The sequence below is a fragment of the Bradyrhizobium diversitatis genome, assembly GCF_016031635.1.
GTDB lineage: Bacteria > Pseudomonadota > Alphaproteobacteria > Rhizobiales > Xanthobacteraceae > Bradyrhizobium > Bradyrhizobium diversitatis.
This window is the reverse complement of record NZ_JACEGD010000007.1, coordinates 20,609-41,869: the sequence shown is the minus strand read 5'-3', so window position 1 is coordinate 41,869 and position 21,261 is coordinate 20,609. Positions and strand designations below refer to the sequence as shown.

Below are 21,261 nucleotides of genomic sequence, written 5' to 3'. Positions count from 1 at the left end.
CGAGCTCGCGGCGGGTTCTAATGGACGCCACGAAGAAGCTAGAAGCAAAGGGCAGGCCAGTCGACTTCCAGGAGCTGCTGAGGATCGAGCCCGATGCCGGCACTACCGAGGTCCGCAATGTGAGAGTGCGCACCGGGGCGCTGGCGCAATCCGGAGACCCGCTGCCTGGTGCCGTTCACGTCGTTCTCCGGGGGCGACACTATGGATGGCAAGAAGGTGCCGCGGGTCCGGTCCGCTCCCGAGGAGAGCTGCCCTGTTCTCGCCCAGCGAGGTTTCTGAACCAACTAGATCAGCGTGCGCAAGACCAAGGAAAGCGAGATTCTCGCCGACATCTTCGCGCTTCTAACCTGCGAGCCGAACGCCGAGGTCGGCCGCGTCCATGCGGAGGCGATACCGGTGATCCTGACGACGACCGCCGTGACTCCCTGCTATCCCGATTGGGGTCAGGTCAGGGCTTCCTGCGACACTGGCAGAGGAGAGTGGTATTGGAACGTGGCGTTGGGCGACACGAAGAAGGCGAGAGATCAACTGAGAGGATCCGCCGGACGCTCGGCGAAAGCAGGTGAACCGGGCAAGCTCGAACCCGATTCCGCAGGCTTCTCCGCGGCGAGCCTTTCGGCTTGTTCGACGAGTTCGGAGCGTGTGCGTTGATCGCGTATCCGGAGAAAAGCCCGGACCAGCCTAAGTCCCTGCAGATCGCTTCGCGCTGAAGACACGTTGTCGTTCATTTTCGAGCTCCCTGACTTTCAGTAGGTGGTCCCAATAGCAGTGCAAGAATGATCCTTACCCGCTTTGGTTGCAACATAAATCCTACCAGAATGAGGGGGGTCCGCTCAGACCCTGAAAGCAAGTCCACACTGTCCGGAGCCGGTGCGGGTAGGATGCGCGCCATCGTTTTCCACTTCATAGCCTCCCACCCTGTCGCAGAGACGATGAAGCGAAGCACAATTCCGCGACTAGAGCGGCCGTAGCTGCTGCCCATACGTTCCAATACACCGAATCTGCTGTGCGCCTTTCGACAAATCTGGATGAGAGAACGCGGCCGTTGCTAGCCAAGAAGGCAGCCACAGAAGAGCTCTTAAAACTTCTACACCTCGTCTGAGGAGCATCGCCTCCCGACAAAGCGTTTAGTTTTGTCGTACCCTCGCCATTCGAGAGCCGAATCCTTCGTCCAGCAAATACAGCTCTCGATGAAGAATGCCGCATGAAGTCGTAACGATTGGGTGAAACAAAAGAGCAGTGCCATTGCATATCGAAGGCTCGCTGAGGTGATCGCGTTATCGGTTGGCGCAGGGTACAATCGGACAGAGAGCATAAGGTCGTAGGCCGTGGCAATTAATCGTCGAACCTTCGCTGCAGCGGGCTGTTCTACGCTCGTCTGCGGATACGCACTAATGCAGCAGGGGCGGACCACGCCATCCAGGAGGCCGGTGGTTGCCGGCTATGTCGCCCCGTGGAAAGCCCGCACGGGCGGTCCAAACATCAAGGAGATCCCGGCTCGCGAGCTGACCCACTTAATGTACGCGTTCGGCACCGTTTCGGCAGAAGGACTGGCTGGACTTGCGGATCGTTGCCTCGACGCAGGAGCCTGCGACGGAACCGCACCGTCGACCCGCTTCGGCGGCAATTTCGCCCAACTCGCCGAATTGAAGCGGAGCAGTCCGGAGCTTCGCATCCTGATTTCGTTGGGCGGTTGGAGCGGATCGAAATATTTCTCGGCCGCCGCTGCCACGCCGATGTCGCGCGCGCAGTTCGCACAATCCGTTATCGAGGCGTTCTTTCGCCCGTATCCTGGTCTGTTCGATGGTGTGGATGTCGATTGGGAGTTTCCCGTCTCAGGGGGACGTCCAGCGAATCTCGCGCGCCTCGAGGACCGTACGAATTTCACGCTCCTGATTGCGGAGCTTCGCCGAAAGCTCACCGAGTTTTCCGCATTAGAGCGCAGGGAGCTGGAGCTCACCATTGCCGTGTCGGCCGTTCCCGATAAGATTGTCAATCTGGAGGCGCCCGCTCTGGCCCCGCTGGTCGACCGGATCCATCTGATGGCCTACGACTATCATGCGGGCTCGGCCTTTGCCGGCTTCAATGCTCCGCTGTTCGCCTGTGCCGGCGATCCAAATCCCGATCTCAATGTCAATGCAAGTGTGAATGCCTTGATCCAGGCCGGGGTGCCGCCGGGCAAGGTCACACTCGGCGTAGCCTTCTATGGCCGAGCTGTTGCAGGCGTTCCGCAGGAGAAGGCGGGGCTCTTGCAAACGGGGACGAGGGTGAGCGAGCAGTGGGGTGGGAGCGACGGCATCGATTATCGCGATCTCGTTATCCGGCGACCGGAAGAGCAGGGCTTTCGTCGGTATTGGAGTGATGAGGCCCAGGTACCGTGGCTCTATGACGCCGAACGGCGGATATGGATCAGCTACGACGATCCGCTCTCAATCGCACGCAAGACGACGTACGCGCTCGCCCATGGACTCGCCGGGATCATGATCTGGGATTTGTTCGCCGACGACGGTTCGCTGCTGCTCGCAGCGCTCCGTATCCTTCCTGCGCGAAGATCCGGTTAGAAGGTAGTCATCACCTTGAGCGCGTCATCCGTGCGCCTCGACGAAATCATCCGCGAAGCGCGTTCGACGCTGTGAGACCAGAGCCACGTCGGGTTAAAACCGGCGATGTCGGAAATCTGACAAACGGCAGCGTCGTTCCGGAGCCTGGCAATGCGGGTTTTTTGTCATGATGCAACGTGCGCACCGGTCTCGGCTTTGATGACATGGATGCGTGGTCGCAAGGCATGATCGAGGGCATCGCCAATTACAGCGGCGATCCCGCGGTCGAGGCGCGGTGCCATGCGGCCACGTCGGGCATCGATGCCGCGATCGACGACATCCTGCCGGTGATGCGCAAGCATCCGGACCAGAGCATTTTGGGCGTGCTCCTCGCTTCCGGCATGGCCATGGAGAGCGTGCGCGCGAATGTAAAACTCGCGATCTCAAGGCGGCCAGAACGAGCCGCGCAAGGCGATCGCGGGCACTGTGTGGGCATTGTTGACGCATCCCGATCAGCTCGAGCTCGTGCGCAAGGGCGAGGTGACGTGGCTCCGGGCCTTCGAGGAATACGCCCGCTGGATCTCGCCGATCGGCATGTCGCCGCGGCGGATTGCCAAGCCGTGGTCGATCCGCGAGGTTGCGTTCGAGACGGACGAGCGTGTGTTTCTGAGTTCGGTTCCGCCAACCCCGACGAGAAGCATTTTGAGCGCGCCGACCAGTTCGGCGTGCGGCGCGACACCTCGAAGAGCGTCGCCTTTGGCGCGGGGCCGCATTTCTGCGCCGGCGCCTGGGCCTCGCGCGCCATGATTGCCGACGTCGCGCTGCCGACCATGTTCGCGCGTGCCGGGCATATCGAGCTTGCCGACGACGAGCCGGTGCGGATCGGCGGCTGGGCGTTCCGAGGCTTGCAGAATTTGCCGGTGAGATGGCTGCAATAGCCCGGCACGGGAGGTCGATTCCGAATGCCGTCATCATGCCACCCCCTGTTTTGCCCGACGTGTCAAATCTATTTCGGATAATTCGCAAACTGTTGTTTTGCACGTGCCGGCTACTGTGCATGGGGTTGTTTTCGCGTTTTGTCTTCCCGTCACGTGTCTGAGACTGAATGCACGTGGTCTTCACATCCGCGTGCAGAAAAATTCCGCCTGTATTCGCTCCGCGGGTTGAAAGATTAATCATGCCGATCACTGCGAACGCAGTGTCTGCATCGCTATTTTCCCGCACGTCTCGACACCTCCGCTGACCCGCACCATCATTCCCGAGCGTGAATGATGACGGCCGCTCGCGGCCGGGAGTGTGGAATGCAACGTAGGGACTTTCTCAAACTCTCCGTTGGAACGGCGGCCGCCGCCGCGTTCGCCTCGCGCGGGAATGCGCAAGGCGCGGTGAAGGAAATTCGTATCGGTTACCAGAAGACCGGCGTGCTGGTGATCACGCGCCAGCGGGCGACTCTGGAAAAACATTTCGCCGCGCAAGGCATCGACGTGAAATGGGTCGAATTCTCCTCGGGGCCCCCGATGATGGAGGCGATGAATGTTGGCAGCGTCGATTACGGCGCGGTCGGCGATTCCCCGCCGGTGTTTGCCCAGGCCGCGGGCGCGGCGATCGTCTATGCCGCGGGCCAGCCCATCACCAACGGGCAGGGCATTCTGGTGCGCAAGGACTCGCCGATCCGCTCCATTGCCGACCTGAAGGGTAAGCGCGTCGGCTTCACCAAGGGCTCCAGCGCCCACAATGTCGTGGTACAGACGCTGGAGAAGGCGGCCCTGACCTACGCAGACATCAACCCGGTCTATCTGACGCCGCCGGATGCCGGTCCCGCCTTTGCCAATGGCAGCATCGAGGCCTGGGCGATCTGGGATCCTTATTTCGCGATCGGCGAGACCCGGCAGAACGGCCGCATCCTGATCAATGCGCGCGAGGTCACCAGGACCAACTCCTTCTACATCGCCAACCGCGAGTTCGCGAAGAACCATGGCGCGATCCTGCAACAGATCGTCGACGTGACCACTGCGACCGGTCAATGGGCCGAGCAGCACCGCAACGAGGTTGCCAGGTCGCTGGCCGCGATCACCGGCGTCCCGCTGGACATCCAGACTGTGGCGGCCGATCGCGCGAATTTCGTGATCGGCCCCGTCACCGACGACATCGTCGCGACCCAGCAGGGCGTCGCCGATCGCTTCTTCAAGCTCGGCCTGATTCCGAAGCCGATCGTCATCCGCGACATCATCTGGCGCAACTCGGCAGCGTGAATCGTGCCAACCAGTCTCCCCATTTCAAAAGGTTTGAACATGAGGTGCATCATTCAGCGTCTGATCGCGGCCATCGTGCTCTCGATCGGCATCGTCGCCGCCGCGGTCGGTACCTCCTACGGTCAGGACAAGGTGGTCCGCATCGGCTACCAGAAATACGGCAAGCTGGTGCTGCTGAAGAGCAAGGGCACGCTGGAGCCGAAGCTCGCCGCCAACGGCTACAGGGTGGTATGGACCGAATTTCCGTCCGGCCCGCCGCTGCTCGAAGCGCTCAATGTCGGCGCGATCGATTTCGGCAACACCGGTGAAGCCCCGCCGATCTTCGCGCAGGCCGCCGGCGCGCCGATCCAGTACGTCGCCTACGAGCCGCCGGCGCCGAAGGGCGAGGCGATCCTGGTGCCGAAGGAAAGTCCTCTGAAATCGGTTGCTGATCTTAAGGGCAAGAAGGTCGCGCTCAACAAAGGCTCCAACGTTCACTACCTCCTGCTCAAGGCGCTGGAGAAAGCGGGCGTCAAATATTCGGAAGTTGAACCGGTGTTCCTGGCACCGGCCGATGCGCGCGCCGCCTTCGAGCGCGGCGCGGTCGGTGCCTGGGTGATCTGGGATCCATTCCAGGCCGCGGCCGAAGCGGCAACCGGTGCACGCACACTCGCTGACGGCACCGACATCGTCGCGAACTACCAGTTCTATTTCTCCTCGAAGACATTCCTCGACGCCAACCCTGAGATCGTCGACGCCGTGCTCGCCGAGCTCAGCACAGTGGACGATTGGGCCAAGGGCGACATCGATGCAGTGGCCGAGCAACTGGCGCCGGCGATCGGACTGTCGGTCCCGGTGGTCGAGGTGGCACTGAAGCGGCAGGCCTACGGCATCAAGTCGCTGACCGATGCCGTGATCGCCGATCAGCAGCAGGTTGCCGACGCGTTCCTCGCGCTCAAGCTGATCCCCCAATTCATCAAGATTTCCGACGTGGTGCGGAGGCCAGGAACATGAGCAAGGTCATGAGTACGAAAAGCAACGCCAACATCCTCTGGTTTCTGCCGACCCACGGCGACGGCCGCTATCTCGGCACCGGCATCGGCGGCCGCGAGGTCAATTTCAACTATCTGCGCCAGATCGCGCAGGCGGCCGATCAGCTCGGCTATTTCGGCGTGCTGTTGCCGACGGGACGGAGCTGCGAGGATTCCTGGGTCGTCGCCTCCTCGGTCGCGCCGTTCACGGAGCGGCTGCGCTATCTCGTGGCGGTCCGTCCCGGCTTGCAATCGCCGACCGTGGCGGCGCGCATGACCGCGACGCTCGATCGCGTCACCAACGGCCGGCTTCTCGTCAACGTCGTCACCGGCGGCGATCCCGTCGAGAACAAGGGCGACGGCATCTTCCTCGGCCATGACGAGCGCTACGAGGTCACGCGCGAGTTCCTCAACGTCTATAGCGATTTGCTGGCGGGCAGGACCGTCAATGTCGAGGGCAAGCACATCCACGTCGAGGACGGCAAGCTGCTGTTCCACCCCGTGCAGTCGCCGCGGCCGCCGCTTTATTTCGGCGGCTCCTCGGATGCGGGCATCAATGTCGCGGTTGACGCCGTCGACAAATATCTCACCTGGGGCGAGCCGCCGGCGCTGGTCGCCGAGAAGGTTGAGAAGGTGAGGGACATCGCCGCCGCGCGTGGCCGAAAGCTCTCCTTCGGCATCCGGCTTCACGTGATCGTCCGAGAAACCAACGAAGAAGCCTGGCGTGCCGCGGGCGAGCTGATCAAGCATGTCAGCGACGACACGATTGCCACCGCGCAGAGGAACTTTGCCCGGATGGACTCGGTCGGCCAGCAGCGCATGGCGCAGCTCCATGGCGGCAAGCGCGACAAGCTCGAGATCGCGCCGAATCTGTGGGCCGGTGTCGGCCTGGTGCGCGGCGGTGCCGGCACGGCGCTGGTCGGCGATCCACAGACCGTCGCCGCGCGTATTAGGGAATATCAGGACATCGGCATCGATACCTTCATCATGTCGGGCTACCCGCATCTGGAGGAAGCCTATCGTTTCGCAGAGCTGGTCTTCCCGCTGCTCTCGCTGCAGCAGCCGAGCAACGTGACCAAGCTGCACTTCAACGGCGGTCCTTTCGGCGAGACGGTCGGCAGCGACTACCGTCCGCAGCATCGGGTGTCGCAATCATGAGCCTCATCGACAGCGTCTCTCTCCCGCGCAACTTCCGCCTGCCCCGCGTCGACGGCCTGGTCCAGTGGATCGTCCCGCTCGGCATCATCGCGATCTGGCAGGTGGCGAGCATCACCGGCTTCGTCCCGGCGCGCGTGCTACCGGCGCCGAGCGATGTCGCGCTGGCGGGCTGGAAGCTGCTGCTGTCCGGCGAGCTCGTTCGCAACATCTGGGTCTCGTTCTGGCGCGCCTCGATCGGCTTCTTGATCGGCGGCAGCATCGGCTTCGCCTTCGGGCTTGCCAACGGCCTGTCACAGCTTTCGGCAAAACTCACCGACACCACGCTGCAGATGGTGCGCAACGTGCCGCATCTGGCGCTGATCCCGCTGGTCATATTGTGGTTCGGCATTGACGAGAGCGCAAAGCTGTTTCTGGTGGCGCTCGGCGTGTTCTTCCCGATCTACCTCAACACGCTGCACGGCATCCGCACCGTCGATCCGCAGCTGATCGAAATGGGCCGCATCTACGGCATGCGTGACGGCGAACTGTTCCGCCGCGTGATCTTCCCGGGCGCGCTGCCGTCGATCTTCGTCGGCATCCGCTTCGCGCTCGGAATCATGTGGCTGACGCTGATTGTCGCCGAGACCATCGCGGCGTCGTCGGGCCTTGGCTACATGGCGATGCAGGCGCGCGAATTCATGCTGATCGACGTCGTCGTGCTCTCGATCCTGATCTACGCGCTGCTCGGCAAGATCGCCGACAGCGCCTCCCGTGTGCTGGAGCGGGCGACGCTGTCCTGGCACCCCGCCTTCCAGAAACGTTGAGAGTGACATGCAGACAGCGCTTCGTACGTCCGTTCCCGAGACCGAACTCGCCAGCCGCGCCAATTCTGCACCTCACGCCCGTGTGGCGCGTGAGGAGCGGCCGCTCCATGTGAGTGGCCTGTCGCTCAACATCCGGGGCCTGCGAAAGTCCTTCGGCGACAACGAGGTGCTGCGCGGTATTGATCTGCACATTCCGGCCGGCCAGTTCGTCGCGATCGTGGGCAAGAGCGGGTGCGGCAAGAGCACGCTGCTGCGCCTCATTGCCGGCCTGGAAAAGATCGACGCCGGCAGCATCAGTTTTGGTGACGAGGTCCAGGCAGAAGATATCCGCGTGATGTTCCAGGAGCCGCGGCTGTTGCCCTGGGCGCGGGTGCTGTCCAATGTCGAGGTCGGTCTCGGCCGCGATCGTGCATCCGATGACGCGCAGTTGCGCGCAGAGAAGGCGCTCACCGAGGTCGGGCTCGTCAACAAGCGCGACCAGTGGCCCTCGGTGCTGTCGGGCGGCCAGAAACAGCGCGTGGCGCTCGCCCGCGCGCTGGTCTCCCGTCCGCGCGTGCTCGCCTTCGACGAGCCGCTCGGCGCGCTGGACGCGCTGACCCGCATTTCGATGCAACGGCTCCTGGAGCGGGTCTGGCGCGACCAGGGCTTTACCGCGATCCTGGTGACCCATGATGTGTCGGAGGCCGTCACGCTGGCCGATCGCGTGCTTGTGATCGAGGACGGCCGGATCGCGCAGGACGTGACCGTCAACGTACCACGGCCGCGCGAGCGCCGATCGGTGGACCTTGCCGATCTCGAAGGTTCGATCCTGCGCGCCCTTCTCTCGGGCGATGAGCGAATCTAGATACGACAGGCCAAACCGAGCGAGTCCGCCATGAATGCGCTTCCCCGTCCTCTCGTCATGGATCCCGCCGTTCCCGCCGCAGATTTTCGTGGCGCCATGCGCCATCTCGCCGGCGGCATCAGCGTCGTCACGGCCGGGCGGGGCAGGGACATAACCGGCATGACGGTGACCTCGGTGACGTCGCTCTCGGTCGATCCGCCGACGCTGATCGTCAGTATCAATCGCGACGCCTCCTCGTTTCCGCTCATCCAGCGCCTCGGCATCTTCTGCGTGAACGTCCTCAATGCCGATCAGCTTGACATTGCCGAGCGCTTTGCCGGCAAGGGCGGGCTGAAGGGCGCCGCCCGCTTTGCCGGTTCCGATTGGAGCTCAAGCTTGTCGGGCGCTCCCTTGCTCGTCGATGCACTCGCCGCGCTCGATTGCGAGGTCGAGGAGATCGTCGAGCGCCATTCGCACGGCATTGTCATCGGTCGCGTGCGCGAGATCCGAAGGGCGGCACGCAACGCGGCACTCGCTTATTGGCACGGCCAGTACGTCGCGATTGATCACGAAGAGGATGCGGCAAGAATGGCTCAGGTCAGCATGTCCTCGCCAAGGCGTTCCCTTCCCTAAGACTAAGGCAAATCGGCGCATGCCTGCACTCTTCAAGAATCGACTTGCCGCGCCTTAGACAAATTCTTGGTGGCCGTTGGCTCATAGCAAGGCACCGAAGTTGGGTGGACGCGTGAAACTGGTCTCGCAGAGAAGCGAAGGCGGCGTACGCCAATCTATAGTGCAGTGCCGCATATCTGTCGCCACCGGCGGCTGTTGTTGCTGCTGAGCCTTCCTAAGTAGAAGATAGGGTATCCGAAGAACGCCGAAGTGCGGCGAGCGGCCAGTCATGACTGAAGCCTACATCATCGAAATCAACGACCGTACTGCCGGCATCATCAAAAAGGACAAGCGATGCTTTCGCTTCTTCTCCTCCGAGCATTTGTTCGACAGCCTGGAAGGGCGTGAGTTCCGTTCGCCGCGTGATGCGGAGCGCGCTGCACGCGCGTTGCTCTCCGAACGGCCTCGTCCCCAAGGCTGACAATTTCCTTGAGGTCTGAGGTGAGCGACCGGGAAGTGATCGGAGCGATCCGCGAACATGAAAATCGTTTCGTCGTTTGTCGGCACGAGGAAGAGAGAGAATGACCTTGCCGCTCCACACATTCGAAATTCCATTTCATTGACGATACGCGAAACACGCCGCATCCTTTCCGTCTCGCAATCTCGAGGCGAGTGGTCGCCCCGGGAAAGTCTTTCTCCCAACGCAGCTCCGCACGGAACATGCGCAGCGCCGGGCGCTTGCGCAAACGGCGAAGCTGCGTCCAGCGGCAGGATCCGATACCCATGAGAAACGTAGAGACGCGCGGGGCGCCAGTGGCGACCTTGCCGCGAGCCCAGGAGATCTTCGCCGGCATCGAGGTGCGGCTCGCGGTGAATGCACGCCTTATCGACGGCTTTGGCGGCGACTTTGATGACGGGATCGCGCTGTCACCGGCCGAGTCAAATGCCATCAAGTTCACCGTCACCAACAATGCGGTGTCCGTGGTCGGTGATGCGCTCTCGCTGTCGGGCAATCACGGACTCTCCCGCGCCAACCCGCGAGCGGCACCATCGCGACGTTCTGTGCGGCCGCGTGCACACGCCCCAGGATGATTCGACGCGCCTCATCCTAGGCCGCGCCTCGCTGGGGTTTTGAGCTTCTGGAACAAGCTAAGGAGACAAACATGCCAATCGAGTTCATCGGCTATATCGGTAACAACAATTCATCGGAAACCATTGTCCGCGACGGGCCGGTCCTGAACCGGACCCATATCGAAGCGGCGGCGAAAGCGCACGAGAACGCCGGCTTCGATCGTGCACTCCTGGCGTTTCACTCGACCACGCCCGACAGCCTGCAGGTCGCCCAGCATGTGCTGGGCGTCACCGAGCGGCTCAATGTGCTGATCGCGCAACGTCCGGGCTTCACCGCGCCGACCCTGCTGGCGCGGCAGTTTGCAGCCCTCGACCAGTTTTCGCGCGGCCGCGTCGCACTGCACGTGATCACCGGCGGCAATGCGACGGAGCTGCGCCAAGACGGCAATACGCTCGATGACAAGAACGAACGCTACGCTCGTACATCCGAATTCCTCGACGTCGTGCGGTTGGAATGGACCAGCGACAAGCCGTTCACGTACAAAGGCAAATACTACCAGGTCGAGAACGGCTTCTCGCAGGTCAGGCCGTATCGTCCAGACGGAATCCGCATTTATTTCGGCGGCGCCTCGGATGCCGCGATCGATGTAGCCGGCAAGCATGCGGACACCTTTGCGCTCTGGGGCGAGTCCTACGCCCAGGTGCGCGATGTCACATCGCGCGTTCACAATGCCGCGCTGAGGCAAGGGCGCGCGACCCCGCGTTTCAGCCTGTCGGTGCGGGCGATCATCGCGCCGACGGAACAGCAGGCCTGGGAAAAAGCGGAGGCGATTTTGGCGCGCGCCACCGCGCTGCAGGACAAGACCGGCTACAGCAAGCCAGCCGACGGCCACGCCACGGCCGGCGCACGGCGTCTGCTGTCGCTGGCCGATCAGGGCAGCCGGATCGACAAGCGCTTGTGGACCGAGATCGCACAACTCACAGGGGCCAACAGCAACAGCACGGCGCTGGTCGGCACGCCAGAGCAGGTCGCGGAGGTCTTCGGCGATTATTACGACCTCGGCATCACTCATTTTCTGATCCGCGGCTTCGATCCCCTGATCGACGCAATCGAATATGGCCGCGAACTGATTCCGCTGACCCGCGAACTCATCTCCAAGCGGCAGCTCACGCGAGGGGAGGCTGCGGAATGATCAGGCTAATGCTGGCCGGCGCGCTGCTGCTCCTTGGTATTGAGGCCGGACAAGCGCAAGCCATCCTGCGCGTCGGCGACCAGAAGGGGAATGCGCAGGCTGTGATGGAAGCGGCAGGCGTCCTGAAGGACGTGCCCTATAGGATCGAGTGGAAGGAATTCGCAGCTGCAGCGCCACTGCTGGAGGCGCTCAGCGCCGGCGCAATCGAGACAGGGCTTGTAGGAGATGCGCCCTTCACTTTCGCGGCGGCCGCCGGCGCACCGGTAAAGGCGATTGCGGCGATCAGACAAACCGGGGAGGGTCTTGCGATTCTTGTGCCCGAAAAATCTCCCATCAAGAGCTTTGATGGTCTGCGCGGAAAGAAAATCGCAACCGGCCGCGGCTCAATCGGCCATCAACTGATTCTGGCCGCGCTCGAGAAGATGGGCTGGAAGGCGGATGACGTGCAGATTATGTTTCTTTCGCCGTCCGATGCCAAGATCGCCTACAGCCAGGGGTCTGTAGATGCTTGGTCGACATGGGAACCTTATGTCAGCCAGGAGGAAGTCCTATTCAAATCGCGCCGTGTGATCACCGCGGAAGGATTGACACCAGGTCTCGGCTTCCAAGTCGCAACTGCGAGTTCCATTCGTGATAGACGACTCGAATTGACCGACTTCATTCGTCGGCTCGCAGCTGCAAGGGCCTGGTCGCTTAACAATACCAGCAGCTATGCCGAGAGCTGGGGCAGGCTGATGAATATCCCCGCCGTCGTGCCGCTGAATTGGCTCGCGCGTGCAAAGGTGCGCATTGCGCCGATCGACGACAGTGTGACGAAAGACGAGCAGAGCACGATGGACCTCTACTTCCGTTGGGGTCTCATCAAGCGGAAGCTCGATGTCTCGGATATCATCGATCGCTCCTTCTCAGACGCAATCGCCAAAGGAGCAGGCTTGTGAGGCCACCGCCGCTCGCGCCGGCTTTTGGACGCGGGTCTCTGTTCGAGTCGAATCCTTCCAGTCATCCGAACCGCGCTTGAAAGAGCCCAACGTCACCTTGGGCTCCTCGCTATGTTTTGCACGTGATCGCGACCGTTAAGCATCTCTATACGAAACAGCGAAGTCTTCGCAGACCGAGACAAATGCCTTCTTCGCCTCTGCATCCTCGAAGCAAAAATGCGCCCCTTCGGCGCCCCCAGTCAATCCGTCAGTCGATTGTGCCGTCTCGTGCGATGCGAGATGCCTCGCCGCGCAAATGATCTAATTGTCTTCCATGCGCCCGTACAATCACACAATTCGTCGTTTTGAGATCTCACCGGCTCGGAAATCCAGTTCACGAACTACCGCCTCACCGGCCGTTGATCCACGTCCATGCATCTTGCGGCGTCGCGATCTGGCTGATCGGGTCGAGAAAATACCATTACGAGCTCTTGATGGGAGAGACATGGTTGCAGAGAGAAGTGCAAATCTCTCCCGGTCGCCTCGCGCCGTTCTTGGCGGAAACACCATCCGCTGCGTTAAGGTTCTTGAACAGCACAACTAGAAAGCCACGTGCTTTTGGTCTAGGATTGCTGCCGCCTGGACTGCATTGTTTCACGATGCGCATTTTAGACCCGGAGGGCCACCGGCAATAATTGTTGTCGAGTGGCTTTTTCAAGGAGATGCAGATGGTGGTTGGGGTACCCTATCTGGCGGTTGGCATCTGCGTCTTGGTCGCAGCCTGGCTTGTGATGAACTGGCTCATCTAGCGGGCCGTATTGCGTGGGGGCGTCAATGCATGATTGGAAGAGCGAGCTCGATGCGCTTGTCGCTGAAACCACGGCGTTCGCCAGATCGCTGAAGGTGGACGAGCGGCCTCAGCCGAAAGAAGTCGTCGAACAGGATACCGCCAGCGTGCCCGACTATGGCGGCAGCGAACGTGATGAGATCAGGAAGCGGGTCGAGAGTTTCCAAGCGCATCAAGAGCGCTTCATGCGCGAGCGCGAGGAATTCGCCGATTCCTTGCTGCGCCGGATCAAGCCGATCGTGAAATCCTAGAGCTCGTCGTTGGCCCTTTTGTGGGCTGTCAAGCGCGTATTGCGTGACTTGCACGACTTAGGAACTTGGCCGGCCTATTCTGGAGCGCAAGAGTCTTCGAGCGTGATCAACGCTTGCTTTAAGAATTGTCACCGCAGATCGACCTCACTACGCAGGAAAGATGCGCTCCTGTCTGCGTACGGTACGAATGCCGCCGCTTCAAACTCGGGAGCGCTGTCACGCTCGAGCGTCTTTCGAAGGCCATCGCTGGACGGATTGTGACCGGCCATTTACCATTGACCAAGATCAAAACCTCAAATGAGGATGCTCTACAAGACCCACGGAGGCTAGAGATCTCATGCGCAACGTCCTGCTTATCGGCCTGCTTGCACTTCCCATCCTCTGCGGTTTTGGATCGCCTTCAGGCGCCGCTCCCCGGGGTCGTTCCATACCCCCGGCTCGGCAGGACATTTATTGCTTGCAGGGACGTACGTGGGGCTATCCGGGAAATTGCCAGTTCTCGACCTATGACCAATGCATGGCCACTGCGTCCGGCACCTACGCCTATTGCGGCATGAATCCCATCTACGCGTTCGAGCGACAGGGACGACAATTGCACTGATGTGTGACCTTCAAGGATGATCGAGACATCCCTCCTGAGTAGTACTCGTATAAAGAACCTACCGTGCAAGGTGAGAGACGGTGGTGGACTTCCACCTGGAGGCCCTCCGCGCGAGTACACTTGCGATGCGTCTCCTCGGTCGCATCCGGGTCGCAGTGAGCGCGCAGTACGCGTAGACACGCTCAGCTGAGGAACTCGAATCGTCCAATCCTGGAAGAAGCGAGTCTCCCGCAGCATGGGCCGATCCGGCACCAATTTAAACAACGGCGTCTCCGTCGTGCCCCTTCGCGTCACTTCCCGCATCACACGACACTCCATCTCCGGCTACTGCGCCTCGCACTCTCGCGCTCGAGGCGGGTGCATCGGGTCAGGAGACGGCGGACACGGACGACACTGCTGCCCGCATCCGGAAAAACGGAGCTGCGATAATTTTGTGGTCGAACATATCTCGTGCGTGATCCGTGACGGTTTGAACAAGTATGCCATCGGTGGTGACCACTTGCGCTCGTCGGGCGGCCAAGGGTCGTTCGGGACTGTCCCACCCGATCTCGCGGAAGAACGGCTGCGAATGCTTGCCTGTCATGAAGCCGTCATAGGGCGCGGCCTCATCCGCCGTCACATCAGCTCGGCGCGATTTCTCAAACATGCGGGCGAGCACCGCAGTCCAGTCGTCATTGCGTGAACCCTGGGCAGACACGACATCGCCGCCCGAGGCGATATCTTATCTTGATCGCAGCCGCGGACATTGCCTGTCCCGTGCTCTGGCTTGTGCAGATATTCACGCTCATGCGGCCCCTCCGGTAAGTTGTCCGGCTCGTCGCTGAGGGAGGCTACAACGGAACGTTAATGATATTTTGAAACTGTCTCGCCGCAGAGGAATTGCGGAGCAATTCATTCTTCAGACGTGGTGGGGACTAGGATGTTCAAGGCGCGCTCCAGGAATCAGGAACTTCTTAGAAAGGCCGAGTGGCTCAACACGCTGTCGCTCCATTGCGGAATCGGGCTGTGGGACGCGATCTTTTATGACGGGGACGCGATGCATCCCAAGGCCCGTTGGACTTGGTCGTCCGAATTCCGCCGCCTCTGCGGATACAAGACGGAAGCCGAATTCCCCAACGTCATGCAATCCTGGTCCGATCGCCTGCATCCGGATGATGCAGCCCCGACATTCGCCGCCTTCGAATCAACTTGCCGGACGGGGATAGGCTACGATGTGAAGTGTCGTCTAAAGGTCAAGGATGGAAGTTATCGCTGGTTTCGGGCGACTGGTGGCGTCGTGCTGGACGAGAATCGGAAACCGCGACGCGCTTGCGGATCTCTGGTCGATATCGACGAATTGATGAAGGCGGAAGAAGAGAAGAGAGCGATGATCCACAAGCTGGCCGCCGACTTTGAAAATGCGGTCGGAAATATCGTTGGTACGGTCTCGTCGGCCTCATCGGAGCTGGAGAGTTCGGCTAAAAGGTTGGCCGCCACGGCCGAGAGTGCGCAACTGTTGACCGCCACCGTCGGGTCAGCGTCGGCGGAGGCATCGAGCAATGTGCAATCGGTTGCTTCAGCCACCGAGGAGCTGTCATCCTCAGTCAGGGAGATCAGTCGGCAAGTCCAGGAGGCGGCTCGCATCGCCAACGAGGCGGTTGGACAGGCCCGCAAGACGACCGACCGCGTCAGCCAGTTGTCGAAGGCGGCAGCCCGTATCGGCGACGTGGTCGAACTGATCAATACCATTGCCGGTCAGACAAATCTGCTGGCGCTGAACGCGACCATCGAGGCTGCGCGGGCCGGCGAGGCCGGCCGAGGTTTCGCCGTCGTCGCTTCCGAGGTAAAGGCGCTGGCGGAGCAGACGGCCAAGGCGACCGGGGAGATTGGCCAGCAGATCAGCGGCATTCAGTCAGCGACGCAGGATTCGGTTGGCGCGATCGGCGAGATCAGCGGCACGATCGAGAAGCTGTCGGAGATTTCCTCGACCATCGCAGCAGCAGTGGAAGAGCAGGGCGCCGCGACGCAGGAGATTTCCCGCAACGTCCAGCAGACCGCAGAAGGTACCCTGCGCGTCTCCACCAACATCATGGACGTACAACGCGGCGCCATCGAGACCGGTTCGGCGTCCTCCCAAGTTCTCTCGGCAGCGCAGTCACTTTCCAACGAGAGTCGTCGTCTCGAGGACGAAGTGAGCCGATTCCTAAAAACAGTGCGCGCCGCGTGATTGAACCGCTGACGCTGTCATGACATGCGCCATGGACACGGACCAGAGCCGGAAAAAATACGATCATCTTTCATTCCGCATGCTGTCGTCCGGTCTCTGGACGCCTTGCGGCACTACGTGTCCACTCAGAGCCTCGCTTTCCAATTTGCGCTTGCGAACTTGCGTCATTCGCCGTCTGCGGACAGAAGTCTGAGTGCCCCAATAGTGCCCCAGCTTTTCGGGGGGCGATCCTCTAGGTCATTGAGATCAATGGTGGGCGCACAAGGGACCGAACCGCGGACCTCTGCCGTATGAAACCTGACACACGCGCTTGCCGCCGGACCGCGTATGCATAGGCTGGAGGGCTTTGTGACGGTCATCACGTTGCACTTCGAGTTCGACCGCGACAACACCGATTTCGGCGAATTCTCTGCTGCCTCGCGGCGGAATTGACCTATTAGAACGGCAACTTCCAAAGGGAGTAGAGAAGCCACCCGAGGGAGCCCCAGAACACGATGGCGGCTATGATGAAGTATGGTGATGCCACCAAAGGCTGCTCCAAAGATTGGGCCATGTAACACCGCAGCCAGAACGTTTCGCGGCGTTTGCGGGGAATATACGCCGGAGTTCTGCTCGGAGCGCACACCTACCGCCGAGGGCACGCGCGCGCCCTAAGCGAGTGCCGCCGAATTCGAATCTGGGCAGTCAGTAGGACCACTACCACTCCCCGGGCGCGGCGCTCGGCGCGCGTACTTCGCTGCAAGCTTATTCCCTGCCCAGTAGGGCCGGTTCGTAGAAGCGGGCGCGACGATCGCCGAGCCGTCGAGCACAGCGAGATGAACGAGTGCTGTCGATCGGGCTGATATGTGACGATGTCACTGGTGATGACTTCGAAGCCCGCGGCGAGCAGCATGTCCGCAGCAGTGAGGCCCAGCCTCGCCGTACGAGATTTTTGTTGTTCGTATGATGAGCGATGAGGATCAGGTAGATCGCCTTTCAGATCGGTTTGCACGAATAGCGCTTTGCGATCGATGCGATTTTCCTCATGCCAGCAGATGATCGCCAAGCGGGTGCGCGGCTCCGCCTGACGGATACGAAATCGGGGGTGTTGCGCCTCGCTGTCTCAGTTTTTGTACGATTGCTATGTGCCGCCGTGCTCAAGGATGATCTCGGAGACGAGAGCGGTGTCGTCGAAGCATGGTGAACGACAATGAGGATTTCGGCGCCACCCTGCGGGGGAGTTAGGGCATGGAACGGGCAACGGTGCGGCCGTCGGGCTAAGCGTCGACGAGAGCCGTCCCCTTAGTGGTGCGCCGCTCAAGGATGAGACCAAATTCGTTCGGCGCGGACGGCTCGACCAATGTCTGCGTCTGCCAAATTGCGCCACAGGGCGCCGGCAAAAATCGAGGATGCTCGCTGCGATCACCGCGAAGAAGGTTCGCGCCAGATGAGTTGGTGGTTCTTACGCCACCGGATGGCGAGCTAGTTTGGGCGCGGTGCGCCGAAATCATGTTCCGTTGAGCCGTCGCGAAGCTGCCGCGGGAAATTGAAGGTCGCTCGCGGCGCGGACGACGACCAGCGGATGTTCGCCGACATCGCCGCGAACCTCTGTCCAGTGACGTCCGGACGCCGCGGTCCAGATCGGCGCCTAGCGCCTTGCGTGTGCCCGTGGCATGGGCGGGGCCGCCACCCGAGGGCGGCGACCCCTTGCCGCGAAGGCCGCCGGTACGCGAAACAAAGACGACTTCGCGACTACATCTAGCATCGACTCCGCTGTCAGTGACCGCAATGAGATATGGTCATTAGCGTTACTTGGATGGCTTGTTGACCGATGATCGGTTCGTTGCTGACTTTCGCGAGGCGATCGCTTCGACCTTCTTAAGCGTCTTTACAAATTCCGCGCGGAGATGTTGCTCATGCGCCAGATTTCCTGGCTCCGAGAGGAATGCAACCTTCACGAGGAAACGATTCAATAGCGACGCAATTGAAAGGTTGTCAGAGTGTTGCGAGCGCAGGGCCGTGAGCTGCCGACGCATATCAATAAGATCGAGAGTTTCGCGGTCTGACTGCCTTTTCAAATGAAACTCGCGCGAGAGCCCTGCAAACAAACGAGGCCGCGCGCCGAGTATATTGGCGCGACGGCTTCGCCACTAGGGACCCGGATCAAGGGCAATGTCCGGCACGAAGAGGCTAGCGTTACGTAGCACCGGCGCAAGCGAATACGCAGGTTAAGCTTGATGACGCAGCGAGAGGTTAAATCTGGAACAATCGAGCTGGACCTATACGCGCTTAGACGCGGGAATTGATTCGTCGGGAAAAGTGATCGCATGGCGGCATCGCTCGGTCGCGCCAACCTTGTTTACGAATTGCAAGCCTGATCCAAAGCGCAAAACTGCAGTCTTTGCGACGATCGAAGCGCTTCCCGAGCCTGTCCGCCTCGGCATCGCGAAGTTCGCCGCATCGATTGCGGCCGGTTCGCCGGCGCGGCTCTGGCGAATGTCCGGGCGGCGGTCCGCCGTGTGCAATCACTTCTTTGACGCCCGCAGTCTCTCCCGAATAGTGGTTTCCGGGCTTAGCTTAACTCAGTCGAACCGCCGCGATACGGACCCGGGTATCCCAAGTGGTGTGGGAAGGATGGCATCGCGAGACGTCCTCCTATCCCGATCAATCAAAGCACAGACTGCGGGCTAACCAGTCGGGGCTTTTGCGGCAGCGTCGCACCACGACTATGCGAGCTTCGTAGGACGGACGCACTGCTTCCCTCAATGAGCTTTAGTCGCGAGCCACCGAGGGCGCCTCGTCGTGCTTGAGGTGTCGCTTTCTGATATTGTAACTCACCAGCCAGATCACGCCCACCGCGATCGGCACGAAGGCTGCGGTTAGGAACGAGGGCTCTACACGCAGTCCGACATCGTGCGCGCCCTTGGCCAGATAGCCAAACAGGCTGACCACGTAATATCCGATTGCCCCGACCGACAATCCTTCGACGGTGCACTGCATCCGAAGTTGCTGCCTCGCGCGCTCGTTGATAGCGTGCAGGAGGTCGCGATTCTGTCGTTCAATTTCGACGTCGACACGGGTTCGCAACAGATCGGCGGTACGCGCGAGCTTGACCGACAGGGTCGCCTGACGATCCTCCACGGTCGCGCAAGTTCGCATCGCGGGCGCCATGCGGCGCGCCAGAAACGACGACCAGGTCGGATAGCCCGAGACGTCGTTGCCTTCAATGATTGACAATCGCGATTGGACCAGCTCGTTATAGGCCCTGCTGGCGCCGAAGCGAAACAGGCTGGCAGTCGCGCCTCTTTAAGGAGGCGGCCAACGCCGTCAGCTCGGCAAGCAGATGGTTGTTGAATTGCAGCCCCGCACCGCTTTGCATTTTTTCGAGCGCCTCGACGAGACGGCGGTCGATGCGATCAACAGACGGTGCAAGCTCAAGGGCCGCCGACAGGCCAAGCAGCGCCAAAGGACGGTAGGTCTCTATTTCCAGGAGCCGTTGCACCAGCGCTCCGAGATCGTGCGACGTCAACCCGAGGTCGCAGACGAGGATTTTCGTGAAACCTTTTTCGTCCACGCGGAAGTCTGAGGCGGCAACGCCTGCACCGTTCTTTGTGGCAACCATCGCCAGGCTATTCTTGTCAAAAATCTGTTCGGCCCGCTTGGTCGGCGAGGCCTCCTGCTCCACTTCTAACCTGATCGCGACCAGCAATTGTCCGGATTGCCGCAACGCGCGGATCAGCGATCGGACGGCATCATCAACTTTCCCGACTTGGTGAGCGGCAGGACGATTTGCGTTACTCCAGAACCAGGTGAATGTCGTAAATTCCGCATGCTGCTCCCAGCGTAGCGTCGCGGGACCGATGACAATCTGATGATGTTTCGCCGATTGCGCAGGCGGCGGAAGATTGCGGTCTACGCAGAAATCGATAAAGCGGCAGCGATCGCTTGCAGCCGCCTCGCCCTGCGCAAGAAAAGCCAAGTGGATCACGCTGAATGGCGAAGCAAGGCGCGTGAAAGGGCGCGCGTGCACTTCGCCGAGCACGGCGTCGCGTTGCGGATGTGGCGTGAAGGTTCGCAGATCCAGTTCATCGATCATGTATTGACGCCTCGCTTCAAAGTGAGCAAGCAACCGTCAGCCTTGACGCGGGGAGGCATTGGCGGTGCTGGAAAACGGGTGCGCGGCAAGGCGCCGATCAAGTCACGTTGAGGATCGATACCGAGGTCGCCTTCAGCTCGAGAAAGAGGTCTTGCGGGAGCAGGATCATGCCGAGCAGATTGAGCCGAAACAGCCTCATCCCGCTTTCGACTGAGCCCGTCAAAGACGTCTGGGGGGTACGGTCCGGTGGCAAAATGCCGGTATTGTGGATCAATGCTTGTAGCGATCGCGAACAAGCCGTTCCCCGACCTCGGGGGTAGCGTGCGACACCGTCCGACCAATGCCTTGATCGACGTGGACATGGTTGTCTGTCTCCGAATCCCACGGAGATCGCCCACCACCGAAGGATTGCCGCGCGCAAATGAAGATATGCCGGCCATCTTCTGAAAATGGGTTTCCGGTGGCATGACCGATCGCAAGCAAGAGCGTCTTCCGTTCTCCCAGCGGGGTGCAGACAGTCGACGTCGGGTGCGGCAACCGCATTGTCGGATGACAGATCGATGACCAAGCGCGACTCCCATCTTGTTGCTGGCGCGTAGCTTTCTGGCCGGAGAGCCGGTGCAGGATTTGGGCCAGCACTGTAGAAGAGGCAGGCTCGTGTGTTTGTTGGCGCAATTTGGTCTTCGAAGAGAATCGGAGGCGGGTTTCAGACATGAAGAGCGCTTGTATTCTGACAGAATCCGCACGTGGACAGGCCACAGGCAATTGCCCTGTTTCGGCAAGATGATGGCTCGCCCGGCCGCTGCCATTGTCTGGGCGGCCACGCTGTCGTCGGATTTGTCGATGCAGAGTCCGGAGAGTGACCGCACCCCGGACCGGCAGCCAGGCCTGGCGATGGGCTC

Annotated in this window: 15 protein-coding genes and 3 pseudogenes; 16 read left to right on the top strand and 2 right to left on the bottom strand. The window is 61.0% G+C overall.

Annotation, left to right across the window (positions count from 1 at the left end):
• Positions 1 to 294: 294 nt before the first annotated feature.
• From H1B27_RS08350 to H1B27_RS08280, 15 genes and pseudogenes are all read left to right on the top strand, one after another.
• Complete coding sequence (locus tag H1B27_RS08350) at positions 295 to 651, top strand: hypothetical protein (protein ID WP_197965682.1); 357 nt, start codon at positions 295 to 297, stop codon at positions 649 to 651.
• 779 nt (positions 652 to 1,430) lie between these two features.
• The gene (locus H1B27_RS08345; protein ID WP_197965681.1) at positions 1,431 to 2,561 is read left to right on the top strand and encodes a glycoside hydrolase family 18 protein; all 1,131 of its coding nucleotides are present in this window, start codon (positions 1,431 to 1,433) and stop codon (positions 2,559 to 2,561) included.
• Between the two features lie 182 nt (positions 2,562 to 2,743).
• Positions 2,744 to 3,478, top strand: a pseudogene (locus H1B27_RS08340) (cytochrome P450); the annotation flags it as partial.
• Between the two features lie 363 nt (positions 3,479 to 3,841).
• On the top strand, positions 3,842 to 4,792 hold the full coding sequence (locus tag H1B27_RS08335; RefSeq protein WP_197965680.1) for a sulfonate ABC transporter substrate-binding protein: 951 nt from the start codon (positions 3,842 to 3,844) through the stop codon (positions 4,790 to 4,792).
• Positions 4,793 to 4,831: 39 nt separating this feature from the next.
• Positions 4,832 to 5,785, top strand: coding sequence for a sulfonate ABC transporter substrate-binding protein (locus H1B27_RS08330; protein WP_197965679.1), 954 nt, complete (start codon positions 4,832 to 4,834; stop codon positions 5,783 to 5,785).
• On the top strand, positions 5,782 to 6,960 hold the full coding sequence (ssuD, locus tag H1B27_RS08325) for an FMNH2-dependent alkanesulfonate monooxygenase (RefSeq protein ID WP_197965678.1): 1,179 nt from the start codon (positions 5,782 to 5,784) through the stop codon (positions 6,958 to 6,960). Before H1B27_RS08330 ends, ssuD begins: the two co-directional genes overlap by 4 nt.
• Positions 6,957 to 7,763: an ABC transporter permease subunit gene (locus H1B27_RS08320; protein ID WP_197965677.1), complete on the top strand. Its 807-nt coding sequence runs from the start codon at positions 6,957 to 6,959 to the stop codon at positions 7,761 to 7,763. Before ssuD ends, H1B27_RS08320 begins: the two co-directional genes overlap by 4 nt.
• Positions 7,764 to 7,770: 7 nt before the next feature.
• Complete coding sequence (locus H1B27_RS08315; protein WP_197965676.1) at positions 7,771 to 8,607, top strand: ATP-binding cassette domain-containing protein; 837 nt, start codon at positions 7,771 to 7,773, stop codon at positions 8,605 to 8,607.
• Positions 8,608 to 8,637: 30 nt separating this feature from the next.
• On the top strand, positions 8,638 to 9,219 hold the full coding sequence (locus H1B27_RS08310) for a flavin reductase family protein (protein WP_197965675.1): 582 nt from the start codon (positions 8,638 to 8,640) through the stop codon (positions 9,217 to 9,219).
• A 268-nt stretch (positions 9,220 to 9,487) separates the two neighbouring features.
• Positions 9,488 to 9,679, top strand: coding sequence for a hypothetical protein (locus H1B27_RS08305; protein WP_197965674.1), 192 nt, complete (start codon positions 9,488 to 9,490; stop codon positions 9,677 to 9,679).
• Positions 9,680 to 10,002: 323 nt separating this feature from the next.
• Positions 10,003 to 10,333: pseudogene (locus H1B27_RS08300) on the top strand (acyl-CoA dehydrogenase family protein); the annotation flags it as partial.
• A 28-nt stretch (positions 10,334 to 10,361) separates the two neighbouring features.
• Positions 10,362 to 11,462: an LLM class flavin-dependent oxidoreductase gene (locus tag H1B27_RS08295; RefSeq protein WP_197965673.1), complete on the top strand. Its 1,101-nt coding sequence runs from the start codon at positions 10,362 to 10,364 to the stop codon at positions 11,460 to 11,462.
• Positions 11,459 to 12,400 (top strand): aliphatic sulfonate ABC transporter substrate-binding protein, encoded by a 942-nt coding sequence (locus H1B27_RS08290; protein ID WP_197965672.1) that lies wholly within the window; start codon positions 11,459 to 11,461, stop codon positions 12,398 to 12,400. Before H1B27_RS08295 ends, H1B27_RS08290 begins: the two co-directional genes overlap by 4 nt.
• 813 nt (positions 12,401 to 13,213) lie before the next feature.
• Complete coding sequence (locus H1B27_RS08285; protein ID WP_197965671.1) at positions 13,214 to 13,477, top strand: hypothetical protein; 264 nt, start codon at positions 13,214 to 13,216, stop codon at positions 13,475 to 13,477.
• 337 nt (positions 13,478 to 13,814) lie between these two features.
• The gene (locus H1B27_RS08280; RefSeq protein WP_197965670.1) at positions 13,815 to 14,078 is read left to right on the top strand and encodes a DUF3551 domain-containing protein; all 264 of its coding nucleotides are present in this window, start codon (positions 13,815 to 13,817) and stop codon (positions 14,076 to 14,078) included.
• 367 nt (positions 14,079 to 14,445) lie between these two features.
• Here H1B27_RS08280 and H1B27_RS08275 read toward each other — a convergent pair whose 3' ends face one another.
• Complete coding sequence (locus H1B27_RS08275; RefSeq protein WP_197965669.1) at positions 14,446 to 14,775, bottom strand: hypothetical protein; 330 nt, start codon at positions 14,773 to 14,775, stop codon at positions 14,446 to 14,448.
• A 222-nt stretch (positions 14,776 to 14,997) separates the two neighbouring features.
• Here H1B27_RS08275 and H1B27_RS08270 point away from each other — a divergent pair, with 222 nt between their 5' ends.
• Positions 14,998 to 16,284 (top strand): methyl-accepting chemotaxis protein, encoded by a 1,287-nt coding sequence (locus H1B27_RS08270; RefSeq protein WP_197965668.1) that lies wholly within the window; start codon positions 14,998 to 15,000, stop codon positions 16,282 to 16,284.
• Between the two features lie 2,751 nt (positions 16,285 to 19,035).
• On the opposite strand, the pseudogene H1B27_RS08265 reads toward H1B27_RS08270, so the two are convergent.
• A pseudogene (locus H1B27_RS08265) lies at positions 19,036 to 20,359 on the bottom strand (DUF3422 family protein).
• Positions 20,360 to 21,261 lie beyond the last annotated feature (902 nt).